The organism is Hydrogenophaga soli, from assembly GCF_054777695.1.
Window position 1 is genome coordinate 97,368 of record NZ_BAAHAK010000010.1, and the last position, 18,316, is coordinate 115,683.

The following is an 18,316-nucleotide window of genomic DNA, read 5'->3' on the forward strand; positions in this document are numbered from 1 at the left end:
GTGCTCAGTGGCTCAGCACCGCCTGCCGCACCTCGTCCAGGCTGGGCAGTTCCGACAGCAGTTGAGGGGGCTGCCCGGCGCGGTAGACCGCGTAGGTGGGAACCCCGTTGCGTCCCACCTCCGCCAAGGCGGCGGTCACGGCCGGGTCGCGCCGGGTCCAGTCGGCGCGCAGCAGCATCACCTGGCCGCGGGCCAGGTCGGCCAGCAGCTCCGGGCGGGTGAGCACGGTGCGTTTGTTGTATTGGCAGGTGACACACCAGGCCGCGGTGTAGTCCACCAGCAAGGTTTGCCCCGAGCGGCGGACCTGGGCCATGCGTTCGGCGTTCCAGGGGTGCCAGACGCCAGCGGCCAGGGGCTGGGTGTCCGCCTCCGATGTCGTCGCGGGTGTTGCGGGTTCTTCGGTGAGCGCCAGGGGGGCCCAGGCCACGGTCAGGGCCGTCCACAGCAGCGCCGAAGCACTGCCCAGCCACCAGCGGCTGCGCCCCGGCTGTTGCCACGCCCACAGCACGAGGGTGAGGGCCACCAGCCAGCCCAGCAGGGCGGCCGCGCCATTGATGCCGGTCTGCTGGCCCAGCACCCACACCAGCCACACCACGGTGGCGAACATGGGAAAGGCCATCAGCTGTTTGAAGGTGTTCATCCAAGCCCCGGGGCGGGGCAGCAGACGAGCGACGGCGGGCACCCCGCTGGCCACCAGGTAAGGCAGGGCCATGCCCAGGCCAATGGCGGCGAACACGACCAAGGCTTGGGCCGTGGGCAGGCCCACGGCCAGCCCCAGCGAGGCCCCCATGAACGGTGCGGTGCAGGGCGAGGCGATGGCGGTGGCCAGCACACCCGTGAGCAAGGCGTCCAGCACCGGGTGCCGCAGCTCAAGGCTGGCCAAGGAGCTGGGCAGCCAGGAGCCCAGCTCGAACAGCCCGGCCAGGTTCAGCCCGATGAGGGTGAACAGCACCGCCAGGGCGGCCACCACGCCGGGACTTTGCAGCTGAAAGCCCCAGCCCAGTTGTTCGCCGGCCATGCGCAAGGCCATCAGCACCCCGCCCAACGCCAGAAACGACAGCACCACGCCTGCGGTGTATGCGAGGCCCGATGCGAGGTGGGAGCGTGGCTGCCCCTGTGGCGATGAAAAGCTCAACACCTTGATGGCCAGCACCGGAAACACGCAGGGCATGAGGTTCAGGATCAAGCCCCCCAGCAAGGCCGAGGCCAAGGCCAGCAACCAGGTGCCGGTCGAGGCCGGGGCGATGGCCGGAGCGGTTGCTTGGCTGGCTGCGCTGGCATTGCGGCTCAGGGCAGCTTCCAGCTCGGGGCTGAGGGGGGTTGGGGCTGAGGCGGCTGGGGGCCAGGTGCCTTTCACGGGGAGCGAGAGGCGAACGCCCGCGGGCGCGTGGCCGCCGGAGGGGGCGGACAGCACCACGGTCATGTGGTCCGGGCTTTCGCTGCGCATGCTGTGTTGGGGCACACGTGCCTGCCACTGCGTGCCATGCCAGGACTGCGCCCACGCCCCGCCGGGCTCCACCAGGTTGGGCTCTTCGGGGAACACCTCCAAGGTCTTGCCGCGCCATGCGGGGGGCAGGTTGTCCAGGGTCAGGCGCAGAAAGCTCCCGTCAATCTCCACGAGGGATGTGCCCGGTTTCATGTCCTGGGGCGCTGCCTGGGCGGCCTCTTCGAACCGCCTTCCGTCGACGGTGAGGGGGGCTTCGGCCTGGAGGGTCAGGCGAAAGTCGCCTTCTTCGGGAATGCACTCGGTCTTGCACACCAGCCAAGATGCGTGCAGGCCCACCTCCAGGCGGTTGCCTTGCCAATCGGCGGGCAAGGTGAGGGCGACCGGCAGCAACACTTCACCGTCGTAGCCGTAGTTGGCCAGTGGCGGCAGTGGAAACTTCTGGGGGGTGGGCCAGCGGATGTCCCCAGCACTCACGCCAGCGGGCAAACGCCAATCGAGTTGGGTGGGCAGGCCCGAGTCACCGGGGTTCTTCCAATAGGTGTGCCAGTGGGGGCTGTGGGTGAGTTGCAGTCCCACCCACACGGTTTTGTGGGCCGCGAGCCCGTCGGGCATGTGGGCCACGAGTCGGGCTTGGACCTGCTCCGATCGGAACTGGGCAGGGTCGCTCGCACCGGGCAGGCCGGGGATCTGGGCATGGGCGCACAAAACGCTCCATGCCAGCAACAGGAATGAGAGGAAGGGCAGTCGGTGGAGCAATAGACGCATGGGGCACGGGGTGCGGTGAAGGGCTGGCACGGTGGATGCTTGGTTCGTCCGGACGTGCTGGCGCATGCCCAGGGTTGGGGCGCTGTGTGTTGACAAACCCTGGGGGTTGGTCCTCACAATGCTTGGCAGCATCCTGCGCCAAGTGCATGGCGAGGCAAGTATGTCATGTTCAACATGCATGACACCGAAATACAACAGGGCGTGCAAACTGGTCCGTTCTGGTGCCGGTTGTGTCGGCTGTGCCTGCGAAAGTTCCGCTGCACTGAGGGAAAATGAACCCCAATTGACTTCAAACAGAGATTCGTCATGCCCGATCAAGTCCCCAGCGCTGAAGACACCCTTGACTTGATGCGTTTTTTGGCGTTGGAGCGGGTGTCCTCCCAATGGTCGGGTTTCTTGTTGGTCTTGTCAGAAGCGTTGGCCGAACAGCTGTCCCCCACGGAGTATCGGCACTTCTTGTTGCGCCTCGGTGAGCGTTTTGCGGGCTTGCACCCGTTGGCCGAGGTCGAGGGTTTGGACGCGCTGGAGCAGGCCATCAACGCCGTGTGGCAACCCCTGGCGTGGGGGTATGTGAACTTGACGGACCAAGGCGGGGCGTTGCTGGTGGTGCATCGGGCCTGTCCCCTGCCCGCCGCGCTGCAGGCTGATGCCGAAGTGGTGGGGGGATTTTTGGAGGGTGTTTACAGCACATGGCTCAAGGCGGCGGGGGCGCCGCCCGAGTTGGTGTTGTCCCCGTTGCCAGACAGCGGGGCACCCATGCACATGGCCTTCGAGCTGAAGGCCGGTTGATTGCGGGTTGTCCGCGGTCATTCAAACCATTGAGGAGAAGACATGTCCCGAGCGGAAGATGTCAACACCCTGTTCCGCCGGTTCGGTGGCGATGCAGGGACATACCAGGAAATTGTGGCCACGCAGCAGGTCGATTCGGCCAAGTCCAAGTGGCCCATGCTCGATCAGATTCGCGTGCAGATCCCGCCCACGGCCCCTTCGGAGCCGTTGACAAGCCTGGCGAACCAGGAGCGGTTGCGCCAGGCCGTGGTGACGTCAGCCCCTTTGATGTCGGCCCCTTTGACGCCCGCGTTGGCTCCCGAGGCGGTGCCAACGGTTGCGCCCGTTGTCGGGCGATCGGTTTCGTCTGTGGGAGGCAATGCCACTGGGGCCAGCGTGTCGCCGGTGGTCACCGCCGTTCCTGTCGTGTCAGCCGGTGTCGGGTCCTCTGGCGCTGTGGCGGCAGAGGCGGTCGCCTCCAAGGGCTCCGGGCTGCAGTCCATGTTTCGTCGGATGGTGGGGCAGCGGCAAACGCCATCGCCAGCCATCTCTGGAAATCCGATCAAGAGGCTGGCCAAGTGGTGATTCTGTCTGTGGTGTCGGCCAAAGGGGGGGTGGGCAAAACCACGCTCACGGCCAACCTGGCCATGGCGCTTTCCAGGCGTCGGCCGACCTTGGCGGTGGACCTTGATCCACAGAATGCCTTGCGCTTGCATCTGGGCATTTCCGTGTCCGAAGTGGATGGGTTGGGGCTTGCTACATTGGCTGACCGGCCTTGGTCGTCCGCTGTCCGTCACAGTGCCACCAGTGGCGTCCAGGTGCTGCCGTTTGGTGGGCTGGGAGAGCCTGATCGCGATGCATTGGAGGTGCATTTCTCTCGCCACCCCGACTGGCTGGCGGTTCAGCTGGGTCGAATGGGCGTGCCTGCACGTGGTGTTGTCTTGATTGACTCCCCGCCGGGACCGTCGCTGTACCAGCAGCAGGCCCTTCGAGCGGCCGACATGACTTTGGTGGTGGTTCATGCCGATGCGGCGTCTTACGCCACCATCCCCGGCATGGAGCGTATCCTGAACACCTATTGCCATGGGCGACACGGGTTTGCGGGCTCTGCCTATGTGCTCAACGATGTGCCCCCGGGCAGTGCGCTGTCGCGTGATGTGGTCCGCGTGGTCCGATCCGGTCTGGGAGATCGTGTGGCGCCCATCATCGTGCATCAGGATGAATCGGTGCGCGAAGCGCTGGCCTTTGATCAGCCGGTTCTTCAATATGCGCCCCACGGGGAGGCCACCCGAGACATCAATCAGTTGGCGGCCTGGGTGGACGAATGGATTGAACGGGCACAGCCGTTCGCCGGATCGAGGAAGCCATGAACGTTCGTCGAATTCGGTATGCGCGTCTGCAAATGCGGCTGTTGGCGCGGCGCAAGGGGTTTGCGCTGGCTGTCAAGGCCGTTCGCCGCTTGGCCGGGTGGACCGGGTGGCAGTTGTCCTGGGTCCAGTGGTTGGTGCTGGCCGTGTCGTTGCCGGTGGTGTGGCTGGTCATTTCCGTGCCGCTGACTTCGGGCCAACAGTTTGCTTTGGCCGTCATGTCGTTCGGTTCGGCGTTGTTCTTGCGGACCTTGCCTGGGCGGTACGTCACCCAGATCTTGATGGTGTTGTCGTTGACGGCCTCGACCCGGTACTTGTATTGGCGGGTCACGGAAACCATTTCGTACGACACCTGGCTCAATGGCCTGTTTGGGTCGACGCTGTTTTTTGCCGAGTTGTACGCCTGGATCGTGCTGGTGTTCGGGTATTTCCAAACCGCATGGCCCTTGGAGCGCAAACCCGTGCCCATGCCTGCGGACACTTCGTCATGGCCCACAGTCGACGTCCTCATCCCGACCTACAACGAGCCCTTGAAAGTGGTTCGTTCAACGGTGTATGCCGCTTTGGCCATGGATTGGCCCAAAGACAAACTTCGGGTGCTGATCCTGGACGATGGGCGGCGAGACGAGTTCCGCGAATTTGCAGCGGAAGCCGGGGCGGTGTATGTCATCCGTTCGAACAACAACCACGCCAAAGCGGGCAACATCAACGCCTCGTTGAGTCAAAGCAGCGCGGAGTACGTGGCCATTTTTGACTGTGACCACATCCCCACGCGGACTTTCCTGCAGGTGGTCATGGGGTGGTTTGGCAAAGACCCCAAGCTGGCCATGGTCCAGACGCCCCACCATTTCTTTTCCCCTGATCCGTTTGAAAAGAACCTGGGCACCTTCAAGAAGGTGCCCAACGAGGGCGAGTTGTTTTACGGCTTGCTTCAAGATGGGAACGACCTTTGGAATGCCTCGTTCTTCTGCGGTTCTTGTGCTGTGCTGAAGCGTTCTTGTCTGGATGAGGTGGGTGGCATCGCCACCGAGACCGTGACCGAAGACGCCCACACGGCGTTGAAGCTGCATCGACGGGGATATTCCACCGCCTTTCTGGCCATTCCCCAGGCGGCAGGTTTTGCGACCGAATCCCTCGGCGGCCATGTGGGCCAGCGCATCCGTTGGGCGCGCGGCATGGCCCAGATTTTCCGGGTGGACAACCCCTTTCTGGGGCGAGGGCTCAGCTTGGCGCAGCGGCTTTGTTACGCCAACGCCATGCTGCATTTCTTCTACGGTTTGCCGCGCCTGATTTTCCTCACCGCGCCGTTGGCTTACCTGGTGTTGGGTTCTCAGGTCATTTCGGCTTCGGCGCTCAACATTGCATTGTTTGCCTTGCCTCACTTGTTCCATGCCAACTTGACCAACTCGCGGGTGCAAGGGGAGTTCCGGCATTCGTTCTGGGCTGAGGTGTACGAGTCCGTGCTGGCCTGGTACATCCTTCGCCCGGTGCTGGTGGCGGTCATCAACCCCAGGTTTGGCAAGTTCAACGTGACGGCCAAAGGGGGGGTGAATGAAAAGGAATATTTTGACTGGGACATTTCCCGGCCCTACCTGATCTTGATGGGCTTGAGCGTTTTTGGGTTTTTCATGGGGGTGGCGCGCCTGATTTTTCAGACCGACCCGGACGTCGACACCATCCTGCTCAACCTCTTGTGGACCATCTACAACCTGATGATGCTGGGGGCCAGCGTGGCGGTGGCGAACGAGACCCGTCAGGTCAGGCATTCGCATCGGGTGCAGATGAAACTCCCCGCGGCATTGCGGTTGGCCAATGGGCGATCGTTCGCCTGCATGACCAGCGATTACTCCGATGGCGGTGTGGGTTTGGCGGTGTCCGCGCCTGTTGACGTGGCTTTGGGCGAGTCGGTCAAGCTGGCGCTCAGCCGGGGTTTGGACGAGTATGAGTTTGAAGGCAAGGTCACCTTGAATCGTGGCGGTCGGATCGGCATTCAGTTCGAGCCCATGACCAGCGAGCAGTCCATGGAATTTGTTCAATGCACATTTGCCCGTGCCGACAGTTGGGTGGTGTGGGGTGACCGTCGAAAGCCCGACAAACCCATGGAGTCGTTCAAGCAAGTGCTGTCCATGGGATTGGCTGGCTTCAAGGTGCTGGGCACCTTGTCGGTCGGCTGGTGGCGTGAGCGCACATCGCGGTTGCTTTCGTCACCGCAGAAAAAATCAGCCTCCGGGCAGGGATCGACGAAGTCGGCCTCGACCACTCCGCCTGTTTTGGCATCCGCCAGCGAAGTGTCGGGCGACACTCGCGCTGCATGAATTTTGAGAGATCAAGGAACATCATGTTCAAAAAACAACTGTTGCTCGCGGCCATGTTGGGGGCGGCTGTGGGGTCGGCTTCATTGACGCCCGATGTCTGGGCGCAAACCAAAAAGGCCAAAACGGCGGTGGTGGCAGATGTCGCAGCCGAAACGGCGGAGGCTCCGGCGACGGTCCCTCTGCCTCAACGCACCTACGGCTTCACATTCAAGCAGTTGGGGGTCGCCCAATCGTTTCAACTGAGGGGCATCGACTCCATCTATTCGGTGCCGTTCAGCATTCCGGCCGATGAGGTGGTCACCGGAATCAAGCTCAAGCTTGATTTTTCCTACTCCCCGTCGCTGCTCACCAACCTGTCGCACCTCAAGGTCATGCTCAACGGGGAAGTGGCTCAGACCATCCCCTTGCCCAAGGAGACGGCGGGGGCCGCCCTGATCCGCGAGGTGACCATCGACCCCCGGCTGGCGAGCGACTTCAACCAACTGAGTTTGCAGTTCATCGGCCACTACACCTTGGATTGTGAAGACCCGTTCCACTCCAGTTTGTGGATGAACGTCAGCAACCTCAGTTCGGTCCAGCTCACGGTGGCCCCCGTGTCGGTGGTGAACGATCTGGTGCTGCTGCCGTCGCCGTTTTTCGATCGACGCGATGGCCGTCGGCTGGAGCGTCCGTTTGTGTTCGGTGCCACCCCTTCTGCGGCCACCCTGGAGGCGGCGGGCATCGTGGCCTCGTGGTTTGGGGACTTGGCCAGCTACCGTGGTGCCTGGTTTCCCGCCCACTTGAACCGCTTGCCCACGGACAACGTGGTGGTCTTCGCCACCAATGACGACAAACCGCAGGGCCTGCTGAACATTCCTCCCATCAATGGCCCCACCTTGTCGGTGGTGACCCACCCGGCCGATCCCCGCTTCAAGGTCCTGTTGGTCATGGGGCGTGACGGGGCTGAGTTGCGAACGGCCGCCTCGTCATTGGGCCTGGGCAAGGCCGGGCTGGCCGGACAAACCGTGTCCGCGACAAAGCTGGATGGCCTGAAGTCTCGCCTGCCGTATGACGCCCCCCGCTGGCTGCCGAGTGACCGTGTGGTGAAGTTCGGCGAGGTGGCCACACTGCGCGAGTTGAATGTGCGCGGCCTCACGCCAGACCTGGTCCGGCTCAACCTGATGTCGCCCCCGGACCTGTTTGCGTGGAACACCACCGGGGTTCCGGTGAACCTGAAATACCGCTACACACCCCGGCCCAAGTCCGACAAGTCCAACCTCAATGTGCTGGTCAACGGCAACTATGTGGCGTCGTACCCTCTGCTGGCCTACCCAGGCTCCATGGCGCCCGACTCCACGTTGATGAACCTGGTGAGCAAGATCGCGCCCGGCGAACTGATGCCGGGGGAGGCCTCCTTTCACCTGCCTGCGGTGCACATGCGTTCGCGCAGCCAAGTGCAGTTCCACTTCAGCTTTGACTATCCCAAGGAAGGTGCTTGCAAGGACGTGGTGCTGGACAACGTGAGGGCGGCCATCGACCCCGAGTCCACCATCGACATCAGCAAGTTCCCGCATTACATCAAGTTGCCCGACATGAGTGCGTTCGCCAACTCGGGCTTTCCCTTCACCCGCATGGCCGACCTGTCCGAAACGGCGGTGATCCTGCCCGACAACTACAGCTCGGGTGACATCGGCACCTACCTCACCCTGATGGGGCGCATGGGGTACTCAACCGGCCTGGCGGTTTATGGCGTCAGTGTGGGACGTGCGGCGGATGCCCAGAAGTTTGCAGACAAGGACATCTTGCTGCTGGGCGGCCCCGCCAACCAGCCCTTGTTCAAGGACTGGGCGAAGTCCATGCCATTCTCCGCCGATGGCGAGACCCGCGTGTTTTCGCTCTCCGACCTGAAAAAACGCTACCTGCCATGGTACGAAACGTCCGATGAAAAGACCTTGGTCACGGCGGACCTGTCTGCCACCACGCTGGCGCGGGAAACGGTGCTGTTCGGGTTCAAATCCCCGATGAACTCCAACCGCAGTGTGGTTGCCGTCACCAGTGATCGCACGGCAGGCCAGGCCGACGTGCTCAATGCCCTGATGGATGACGATGTGGTGTCCAAGATTCAAGGGGGTATCTCGGTGATCCGTGGCAAGGACGTGGATGCCATGGAATCGGCATCGCCGTACTACATGGGTTCGTTGCCGCCCTGGATGGCCGTGCGTTGGCTGCTGTCCAACAACCCCTGGATGGCGGCGGTTCTGATCGTGGTGGTGGCGATCCTGCTGGCCGGTGTGCTCTACACCCTGTTGCGGCGCCAGGCGAACCGTCGGGTCAGTGGCAAATGAAGAACGTCCCACAACGTTCCACACCGGGTTTTGCGACCATGAATCACCCTTCTCATTTGAACCGCAAGCCATGGCTGGCCATGTGGGCGTCGGCGTCTGCGGCGGCCCTGTGCCTGTCGGGTTTGCCTGCGTTTGCCCAGGACAACACGCTGGCGATCAAGACCTTGACCGAGCAGGCCCGTTTCTGGGAATCCAAGGGGCGTTCGGACTTGGCGGCCGCTGCGTGGAAACGCCTGCTTCAACTCGACCCCAAGAACTCGGACGCCCTGGCTGGCATGGCCCAGCACGAGATTGACAGCAACCGACCCGAAGCCGCCCGGCAGATTGCCGAGGAGTTGAAGCGCCAGCCCCTGGCCAACAAGGAGGCCATTCGTCGCATCGAAGGGGCGGTGACGCAGAAGTCCTTGAACACCAAATTGCTGGACCAGGCACGCGCCGCGGCGCGGGCCGGACGCCAAGACGAGGCCGTGGGCCTGTACCGGCAGCTGCTGGAAGGGCGCTCCCTCAATGGCCCCATTGCGCTGGAGTATTTCCAGACCTTGGGGGGCACCAGTTCGGGCTGGGAAGAAGCCCGGCGAGGCCTGGAGCGTTTGTCTGCTGAAGACCCGTCGAATGCCGTGGTTGCACTGGCCTATGCCCAGCACCTGACGTACCGTGCGGCCACCCGTCGAGAGGGCATTCGCCTGTTGTCCGAACTGGCGCGCAAGCCCAGCGTGGGGGTGGCCGCCACCGACGCCTGGCGCAAAGGCCTGATCTGGCTGGAGGCCGGGCGGACAGACGCCGGGTTGTATCAGTCGTACCTGAATGTGCAGCCGGGTGATGCCGCCATCCGCGCACGCTTGGCCGGTCTGAACCAGGCCACGGCACCCCGTCCTCTGGATGCGCGCAGCCTTGCGTTGCGCGATGCTTATTCGGCGCTCAACATCGGGGACATCGGTGAGGCCGAGAAGCGTTTCGAGACCTTGCTGTCTTCGGGCCCCCGCAATCCCGATGCGTTGGGTGGGTTGGGCGTGGTGCGCCTGAAGCAGGAACGTTTTGCCGAAGCCGAAAAGCTGCTGCTGGACGCCATTCGCCTCAGCGGCAACCGCAAATGGGAAGAAGCCCTGGGCACCGCCCGCTTCTGGCGTGCCCTGGATGAGGGCGACCAAGCTGCTGCAGGCGGTGACATTGCGCAGGCGCGGCGCTTGTACGAGCGTGCCGCCCAACTCGATCCCAAGGCGGAACGCCCGCCTGCCGCGTTGGCAGACCTTCTGGTTCAGGAAGGCCGGTTGAACGACGCTGAGAAAGCCTACCGTGTCGTGAGGGCCCAGCACCCCAAGTCGGTGGATGTGTTGCGAGGCTTTGCCGGGGTGTTGGTGCGCCAAGGCAAGGTAGAAGAAGCGCTGGCGCTGGCCGAGTCGCTGTCTGAAGCCGACAAGGAAGAGTTGGGCTACGGCAGTTTGCGTGCGGAGCAGTACCGCCTCAAGGCCATGGCCGACATCGCCCGGGGCGACCCGGTGGCGGCGATGCAGGCGTTTGAAGAAGCCTTGCTGTGGGACCCCAACAGCCCTTGGTTGCGCCTGGAGTTGGCCCGCCTGTACCACCGCTCAGGGGCCACCAGCGAAGCCTTTGGCCTGATGGACGGGCTGCTGCAAAGCCGCCCCGACATGCCCGACGCATTGCACGCCGCCGCACTGATGAGTGCCGAGGCCAAGGAATACACCTTGGCCCTCAACATGCTCGAAAAAATCCCCACGTCGGCCCGCACCCGGGAAATGGCTGAGTTGCAGCGCAAGATGTGGGTTCGGGCGCAGGTGGGCAAAGCCGAGGTGCTGGCCCGCATGGGGCAAAAGGCGCCGGCCATGTCCACGCTGGATCAGGCCCTGAAAGCCGCCGGACGGGACGCCGATCTGCTGGCCGCCATCGCCCAGGTCATGGTCAACCTGGGCGATGAAGCGCGCTCCATCGGCATGATGCGCACCCTGCTGGCGCAGACCCCCAAGCCCGACCTCGATTTGCTGGTGCAATACGCCGGATTGCTGCTGCGCACCCGTCAGGACGTGGAGCTGGCGGCCCAGTTGCGCCAGCTGTACGCCCAGATCCTGAACCCCACGCAGCGCAAAGACGTGGACGACATCCGTTGGGCCTACAGCGTGCGCCAGGCGGATGCCCAGCGCGAGGCGGGCAACTACGCGGCAGCGTATGAAATCGCCGCCCAACTGCTGAGCGAACGTCCGAACGACATCCCCGCCCAACAGGCGCTGGCCCGCTTGTACAACAGCGCCGGGGAGCCCGCCCGGGCCTTGGCCTGGTACCACCAGGTGCTGCAGCTGATGGACGAGCCGGACGTGCCCACCTTGGTGGCGGCTGGCGGTGCGGCCTTGGCCGCGGGCGATTTGCAGTACGCCCAATCGGCGCTGGACGCCGCGGGGCGCATGGCCCCGTCCAACCCCGACGTGTTGTCCACCCAAGGGCGTTTGGCTCGGGCGCAGGGCAAGAACAAACTGGCCGTGGAGCTGCTTCAGCAGGCCCAGCAGGTGTCTCTGGCGCAAAGCCAGATGGCCAAGGTCGGTCCGCTGGGGGTCAACATGGTGGACTACACCCTGCCCACGCCGCCGGTGCGCTCCGGTGCCGCGGCGGGGCAGGCCATGCCGCCCATTCCCAATCCCTTGGGGGGCCGCTCGGTCGTCAACAGCCCAATGCCCGCCGCACGGCCGGTGATGCAGCCCCCTGTTGTGCCCACGGGGCAGCCCTCGTCGGCGGCGCCTGTGTCGCCTCGCTACCCGTCCACTTACCCGCAGCAGATGTCCTTCAACGGCGCGGGCGAGGGTGTGGGCCCGGCGGACTCGGTGTATGGCGCAGACCATGACGTCTCGCGCAATGCCATGCGTCCGGTGCAGTACCAACCGCAGCGCAGTGTTCCGACATCGGTGTACGCCGAGGAGCCGATTCAGGCCCCCGCGGCGTCCATCCCCTGGCAGCAGCCTGCTGCGCCCGCATCGGTGTTCGCCCCGCCCACGGTGGTGATGTCGGCTCCGGTGCTCACCCCGGTGGCGGCCACCCCGTCGTCTGCGTTCAACGCCGGGGCCGATGCCTATCGCAGCGCACCAGCCCCCTACCAGCAGCCGTTGCAGGCGCCGCCCTCGTTCACCGCCCAGGCGGCACCGCAACCTGTCGTGGAAGCGCCTCGCCCCATGCCGGCGGCGTCGTGGGAAACCCCCACACCGGTGGTTCCCGCGCGGCGGGCCGCGGGTCCAGGGTCCCTGCAGCGCGAAATCGACGAGCTGCGGGCCGATCGCGCAGGCTCCATCTCCGCGGGCGGCATGTGGCGTGGACGCAGTGGGGATTCCGGCACCAGTGAGCTGACCGACTTCAGCACCGTGGTCGAAGGGCGGTATCCCTTGGGGCAGGGCGGGCACCTGGTGTTGCGCATGGAGCCGGTGTTCTTGAGCGCCGGGCGCATCAACGCCACCGACCTCAATGCCTCCCAGCGTTTCGGGGCCAACGCCCTGGCCATTGTGGGTGGCGGCACGGGCACCACCCGGGAGCAGCAAGACTCCGGTCTGGCCTTGTCCATCGGTTATGAAACCGCACACCTCAAACTGGATTTGGGCACCACCCCGCTGGGGTTCCAGGTGGCCAACGTGGTCGGTGGCGTGGCCTACAACGACAGCTTTGGCGATGTGAAACTCAAGCTGGACTTGTCAAGGCGTCCGGTGACGGACAGCCTGCTGTCCTACGCCGGGACGGTGGACGACGTGACCGGGCGGACCTGGGGCGGTGTCACCGCCACCGGCGGGCGCATGGAAGTGGGGGTTGAGCAAGGCCGCTTTGGCATCTTTGGTTACGGCGGCCTGCACGTCCTGCAAGGCAAGAACGTGGTCAACAACAGCCGCTTTGAAGTGGGCGGTGGGGCGTACTACAAGGTCATCCAGGACACCGACATGGAGTTCACGGCCGGTGTGGCCGTCACGGCCTTGGGTTACAAGCGCAACCTCCGTTACTTCACGCTGGGCCATGGGGGCTACTTCAGCCCGCAACGTTATTTCAGCCTGGCCTTGCCGCTGGAGTTGACGGGCCGGTACGGCAAGGTGGCCTACAAGGTGGATGGCTCCATTGGCATCCAGAGCTTCCGCGAAAACAGTGCCGCCTACTTCCCGGGCGATGCGACGCTGCAGTCCAACTGGGAAACCGTGGCCGCCGCCAACTCGGTGGCCGCACCCGTGGGGGTCAGCTATAACTCGTTCTACCCCAGCCAGTCCAAGACGGGGCTGGGCTTCCGTCTGGGCGGCGAGGCCGAATACCAGTTTGCGCCGCAATGGGCCGTGGGGGGCAAGGTGTCCATCGACAACGCGTCTGACTACACGCAGACGGCGGGCATGGTGTACCTGCGGTACAGCTTCGACCCCATCTACACCCAGGCCAAGATGCCACCCAAGGTGTTGAAGGTGGGGCAGTGATCATGGTTCAACGACGTGTTTTTCGAGGGTTGCGCACCGGGGTTTGGTTGGGGGCCGTTGCGCTCCTGAGTGCGTGCGGAACATCCAACCCCCAGCCCAGCGGACTGGTGTTCCCTGCCGCCGCGACCCAAGGTGGGGGCAGCGCCTTTGGCAGAGGTCTGGATGCCGTGGATGCCACCGCCATCAACCCGTTCGACCCCATTGCCTTGAACAACCAGGCCGTGGCCGAGGCTGCCCGGGGGCGTTACCAGCAGGCGGCCAGTTTGTTGCAGCGGGCGGTGAAGCTGGCCCCGGCGCGGGCCGACATTGCCGCCAATCTGTTGAGCTTGCAGCGCTGGATGGCGCAAGTGGAAGGGCAGGCTGCGCTGGGCATGGCGCCGCAGCCTTTGCAGGTGCCGTTCCCGGAGGCCGGTGTGCCCGAGGTGCCCCCGTTGTGGGCCGTCCCGTCGTCGTCTGCTCTTCCCACGCGGCCCACGCCCGGGCCCACGGTGGGCGGTGCCCCGGGCACCCGGGTGTCACCAGCGCGGTAACACCATGCCCACGGCCAGCGCCAGCCCATGGAGGTTGGCGCTGGCAATCGTCAATCCGATGGCAGGGCGCAGCCGTTGAGGCGTCTCGCCATGGCGGAACAGCATGGCCGCGGCTGCCAGCGACAACGGCAGCGACAGCAGGGACCACAGCGCCGTTTGCGGTGGAATCAAGGCCCAAACCCCCCACACCACCCAGGCGTGGGCGAACAGGGCCAGGCCGGTGTACAGCGCTGTCAGGGCTTTGGGGGGGAGGCGCGTGGCCAAGGTGCGTTTGCCCACGCTTTGGTCTGCGGGGGCATCGGGCACGCCGTTGATGAGCAGGATGTTGGCCACCAGCAGGCCCAGGCTCACGCCCGCATACGCTGGCATGATGAAAAAATGCCGACGCTGCACGTGATCGGCGCCCACCACCACCAGCCACCACGTCAGCGCCACCGTGAGTTCACCCACGCCTCGGCTCATCAGGGCCAGCGGCGGGGATGAATAGGCCCAGGCCAGGAACAGCCCGGCGGCACCGATCAGCACCAACCCAGGCCCGGCGCGCAGGGCCAACCACAAGCCCCCCAGCACCATCAAGCCCAGCAGCACCCAGGCCCAGCTGCGGGCGTCACGAACCGACACCTCAGCCGCCTGGATGAGGCGTGACCCGCCGGTGAATGGAAACAGCCCCTGCTGGTTGGCCGCATCGGCCCCATTGACCGCGTCTTCGCAGTCGTTGAGCACATTGGCCCCGGCGTGCGCCGCGCAGGCCAGCACCAGCGTGACTACGGCCGTGACGGGGTCGAAGCCACAACCGCAGGCCCACGCCGTGGATAGACCCAGCAGCACCGCCACCACGGTGATGCTGAGAAAACCCGGGCGCGTCAGTCGCCAGTACACCCGCCAATCGGATTGTTTCGGAACGTTTGGCGATGGGGGTGGGGGTACAGGCATGGGCAAGGGTTACATGTTTCGCCGGTATTGTCCGCCCACTTCGAACAAGGCGTGGGTGATCTGGCCCAGCGAGCACACGCGCACCGCGTCCATCAGCACATCGAACACGTTCTGGTTGTCGATGACGGCCTGCTGCAGCCGCTTGAGCATGGCGGGGGCCTGGTCGGCGTGGCGGGTGTGGAAGTCGTGCAGGCGGCGCAACTGGCTCTGCTTTTCGTCCTCGGTGGAGCGGGCCAGCTCCAGCGTGTCGGGCGTGGGGTCGCCCTTGGGGTTGCGGAAGGTGTTGACGCCGATGATGGGGTATTCGCCCGTGTGCTTCAGCATCTCGTAGTGCATGGACTCGTCCTGGATCTTGCCGCGCTGGAAACCGGTTTCCATGGCACCCAGCACACCGCCGCGCTCGGCGATTTTTTCGAACTCGGCCAGCACAGCCTCCTCGACCAGCTCGGTCAACTCTTCGATGATGAACGAGCCCTGGTTGGGGTTCTCGTTCTTGGCCAAGCCCCATTCGCGGTTGATGATGAGCTGGATGGCCATGGCGCGGCGCACGCTGTCTTCGGTGGGCGTGGTGATGGCCTCGTCGAACGCGTTGGTGTGCAGGCTGTTGCAGTTGTCGTAGATGGCGATCAGCGCCTGCAGCGTGGTGCGGATGTCGTTGAACTGGATTTCCTGCGCGTGCAGGCTGCGCCCACTGGTCTGGATGTGGTACTTCAGCTTCTGGCTGCGTTCGTTGGCCCCGTATTTTTCCTTCATGGCGGTGGCCCAGATGCGCCGTGCCACGCGGCCCAGCACCGTGTACTCCGGGTCCATGCCGTTGCTGAAGAAGAAGCTCAGGTTGGGCGCAAAGTCGTCGATGTGCATGCCCCGCGCCAGGTAGGCTTCCACAAACGTGAAGCCGTTGCTGAGCGTGAACGCCAGTTGGCTGATGGGGTTGGCCCCGGCCTCGGCGATGTGGTAGCCGCTGATGGACACGCTGTAGAAGTTGCGCACGTTGTGGTGCACGAAGTACTCGGCAATGTCGCCCATCACCTTCAAGCTGAACTCGGTGCTGAAGATGCAGGTGTTCTGGCCCTGGTCTTCCTTGAGGATGTCGGCCTGCACCGTGCCGCGCACGTTGGCCAGCACCCATTCGCGGATCTTGGCGGCCTCGGTGTCGGTGGGGTCGCGCCCGTTGTCAGCCTGGAATTTCTCCAGTTGCTGGTCGATGGCCGTGTTCATGAACATGGCCAGGATGCTGGGGGCCGGGCCGTTGATGGTCATGCTCACGCTGGTGCTGGGGCTGCACAGGTCAAAGCCGCTGTAGAGCACCTTCATGTCGTCCAGCGTGGCCACGTTCACACCGCTGTTGCCGATCTTGCCGTAGATGTCGGGGCGCAGGTCGGGGTCGTTGCCGTACAGCGTGACCGAGTCGAACGCGGTGCTCAGGCGCTTGGCGGGTAGACCAGAGCTCACCAGCTTGAAGCGGCGGTTGGTACGGAAGGGGTCGCCTTCGCCCGCGAACATGCGGGTGGGGTCTTCACCCTCGCGCTTGAAGGCGAAGGTGCCCGCGGTGTACGGGTAGCTGCCGGGCACGTTGTCCAGCATCAGCCACTTGAGGATTTCGCCATGGTCCTCGTAGGTGGGCAGCACCACTTTGCGGATGGGGGTGCCGCTGAGTGATTTGGTGGTGAGGGCGGTGCGGATTTCCTTGTCGCGGATTCTCACCACGTACTCGTCACCCGCATAGGCCTTTTGCATGTCGGGCCACTGGGCCAGCAGCTTGCGGGCCGACGGGTCCATGCGTTCCTCGCGCTGCAGGGCCAGCTCCAGGGCGGCCTCGGCGGCCTTGGCTTTGCCCGGTCGGTCCACCTCCAGCATGGCGGCGGCGGCACGCAGTTGCTGGATCTCGCGTGCCAAGCGGGCCTGGCTGCGGGCGCGCTGCTTGTAGCCGCGCACGGTGTCGGCAATGTCGGCCAGGTAGCGGGTGCGGCTGGGCGGCACGATGGGCGTCTGGTTGGTGCTGTGGCGCACGCTCACCACCGGCAGTCGGCCCTCGGTCAGGGGCAGCCCCAGCGCGGCCAACCGGGGCTTCAAGGCCTGGTAGAGCGCGGTCACGCCGTCGTCGTTGAAGCGGGCGGCCATGGTGCCGAACACGGGCATTTGGTCGGGCGCTTGCGTCCAGGCTTCGCGGTTGCGCTGCACCTGCTTGGCCACGTCCCGCAAGGCGTCACCCGCGCCTTTGCGGTCGAACTTGTTGATGGCCACGAACTCGGCAAAGTCCAACATGTCGATTTTTTCGAGCTGGCTGGCGGCCCCGAACTCGGGCGTCATCACGTACAGGGGCACGTCCACATGCGGGACGATGGCGGCATCACCCTGGCCAATGCCCGAGGTTTCCACCACGATCAGGTCAAAGCCCGCCACCTTGCAGGCGGCCAGCACGTCGGGCAGGGCGGCGCTGATCTCGCTGCCAAAGTCGCGGGTGGCCAGGCTGCGCATGAAGATGCGTGCCCCCGCGCTTCCCGCGTCCGTCTTCCACGGCCCAATGGCGTTCATGCGGATGCGGTCGCCCAGCAGGGCGCCGCCGCTTTTGCGGCGGCTGGGGTCGATGCTGATGACGGCCACGCGCAGGCGGTCGTCCTGGTCCAGCCGCAAGCGGCGGATCAGCTCGTCGGTGAGGCTGGACTTGCCCGCACCGCCCGTGCCGGTGATGCCGATGATGGGTATTGTTTTTGTAGCTGCTTGCGCTTTCAGATCAAGCGACAGATGGTGATTTTGTTGTGAATTTTCAAGCGCCGTGATGAGTTGCGCCAGCGCCCGCCAGGCGGCGTCGGTGTGACCTTGGATGGCGTCAAGGCTGCTCGGAGCGTGCAAGGTCAGGTCCTGGTCGCAGCGCATCACCATTTCGCCGATCATGCCGGCCAGACCCATGCGCTGGCCGTCTTCGGGGCTGTAGATGCGGGCCACGCCGTAGGCCATCAGTTCGCGGATTTCGTCGGGCACGATCACCCCGCCGCCGCCGCCAAACACCTGGATCTGGCTGCCGCCGCGCTGGCGCAGCAGGTCCACCATGTACTTGAAGTACTCGACGTGGCCGCCCTGGTACGAGCTGATGGCGATGCCCTGCGCGTCTTCCTGCAGCGCGGCGGTCACCACCTCGTCCACGCTGCGGTTGTGCCCCAGGTGGATCACCTCCGCGCCCATGCTTTGCAGGATGCGCCGCATGATGTTGATGGCCGCGTCGTGCCCGTCGAACAGGCTGGCCGCCGTGACGAACCGGACCTTGTGTTTGGGGCGGTAGTGGGCGAGGGCTTGGAATTCTGCGGACAGGTCGGTCATGCGTTGTCTCCGTCTCGTTGGCCTGGGTGGGCGGAATGATATTCCGTTTACGTAAACGTCAACATGACGGCGCCGTACACGGGTGGATGGCGGTTGTGATTCAATGTCAT

10 protein-coding genes are annotated in these 18,316 nt (G+C 64.6%); 7 read left to right on the plus strand and 3 right to left on the minus strand.

Going from position 1 to position 18,316, the window contains the following annotated elements:
• Window positions 1–4 precede the first annotated feature (4 nt).
• Window positions 5–2,212: a protein-disulfide reductase DsbD family protein gene (locus tag ACYVB7_RS16945; RefSeq protein ID WP_460509662.1), complete on the minus strand. Its 2,208-nt coding sequence runs from the start codon at window positions 2,210–2,212 to the stop codon at window positions 5–7.
• 306 nt (window positions 2,213–2,518) lie between these two features.
• On the opposite strand from ACYVB7_RS16945, the gene bcsD reads away from it, so the two are divergent.
• From bcsD to ACYVB7_RS16980, 7 genes are all read left to right on the plus strand, one after another.
• On the plus strand, window positions 2,519–3,001 hold the full coding sequence (gene bcsD, locus ACYVB7_RS16950; protein WP_460509663.1) for a cellulose biosynthesis protein BcsD: 483 nt from the start codon (window positions 2,519–2,521) through the stop codon (window positions 2,999–3,001).
• Between the two features lie 42 nt (window positions 3,002–3,043).
• Window positions 3,044–3,565: a cellulose biosynthesis protein BcsP gene (gene bcsP / locus ACYVB7_RS16955; RefSeq protein WP_460509664.1), complete on the plus strand. Its 522-nt coding sequence runs from the start codon at window positions 3,044–3,046 to the stop codon at window positions 3,563–3,565.
• A complete protein-coding gene (gene bcsQ, locus ACYVB7_RS16960; RefSeq protein WP_460509665.1) occupies window positions 3,559–4,350 on the plus strand; it encodes a cellulose biosynthesis protein BcsQ in 792 nt (263 codons plus the stop codon). The genes bcsP and bcsQ overlap by 7 nt, the downstream gene beginning before the upstream one ends.
• Window positions 4,347–6,662, plus strand: a complete 2,316-nt coding sequence (bcsA, locus tag ACYVB7_RS16965; RefSeq protein WP_460509666.1) for a glycosyltransferase family protein — start codon at window positions 4,347–4,349, stop codon at window positions 6,660–6,662. Before bcsQ ends, bcsA begins: the two co-directional genes overlap by 4 nt.
• Window positions 6,663–6,685: 23 nt before the next feature.
• On the plus strand, window positions 6,686–8,986 hold the full coding sequence (gene bcsB / locus ACYVB7_RS16970; protein WP_460509667.1) for a cellulose biosynthesis cyclic di-GMP-binding regulatory protein BcsB: 2,301 nt from the start codon (window positions 6,686–6,688) through the stop codon (window positions 8,984–8,986).
• Between the two features lie 38 nt (window positions 8,987–9,024).
• Window positions 9,025–13,425 (plus strand): cellulose synthase subunit BcsC-related outer membrane protein, encoded by a 4,401-nt coding sequence (locus ACYVB7_RS16975; RefSeq protein WP_460509668.1) that lies wholly within the window; start codon window positions 9,025–9,027, stop codon window positions 13,423–13,425.
• A 107-nt stretch (window positions 13,426–13,532) separates the two neighbouring features.
• The gene (locus ACYVB7_RS16980) at window positions 13,533–13,955 is read left to right on the plus strand and encodes a hypothetical protein (protein WP_460509669.1); all 423 of its coding nucleotides are present in this window, start codon (window positions 13,533–13,535) and stop codon (window positions 13,953–13,955) included.
• On the opposite strand, the gene ACYVB7_RS16985 is transcribed toward ACYVB7_RS16980, so the two are convergent.
• Both ACYVB7_RS16985 and icmF read right to left on the minus strand, forming a co-directional pair.
• The gene (locus tag ACYVB7_RS16985) at window positions 13,941–14,834 is read right to left on the minus strand and encodes a prenyltransferase (protein WP_460509670.1); all 894 of its coding nucleotides are present in this window, start codon (window positions 14,832–14,834) and stop codon (window positions 13,941–13,943) included. The genes ACYVB7_RS16980 and ACYVB7_RS16985 overlap by 15 nt on opposite strands.
• A gap of 63 nt (window positions 14,835–14,897) precedes the next feature.
• Window positions 14,898–18,206 carry a fused isobutyryl-CoA mutase/GTPase IcmF gene (gene icmF, locus ACYVB7_RS16990; RefSeq protein WP_460509671.1) on the minus strand — a complete coding sequence of 1,103 codons (3,309 nt, stop codon included), beginning with the start codon at window positions 18,204–18,206 and terminating at the stop codon, window positions 14,898–14,900.
• Window positions 18,207–18,316 lie beyond the last annotated feature (110 nt).

Coding starts and splice junctions, on each gene's coding strand:
- bcsB (WP_460509667.1), top strand. CDS start 6,686: ATGTTCAAAAAACAACTGTTGCTCGCGGCCATGTTGGGGGCGGCTGTG.
- icmF (WP_460509671.1), bottom strand. CDS start 18,206: ATGACCGACCTGTCCGCAGAATTCCAAGCCCTCGCCCACTACCGCCCC.
- bcsP (WP_460509664.1), top strand. CDS start 3,044: ATGTCCCGAGCGGAAGATGTCAACACCCTGTTCCGCCGGTTCGGTGGC.
- bcsA (WP_460509666.1), top strand. CDS start 4,347: ATGAACGTTCGTCGAATTCGGTATGCGCGTCTGCAAATGCGGCTGTTG.
- ACYVB7_RS16975 (WP_460509668.1), top strand. CDS start 9,025: ATGAATCACCCTTCTCATTTGAACCGCAAGCCATGGCTGGCCATGTGG.
- bcsD (WP_460509663.1), top strand. CDS start 2,519: ATGCCCGATCAAGTCCCCAGCGCTGAAGACACCCTTGACTTGATGCGT.
- ACYVB7_RS16945 (WP_460509662.1), bottom strand. CDS start 2,212: ATGCGTCTATTGCTCCACCGACTGCCCTTCCTCTCATTCCTGTTGCTG.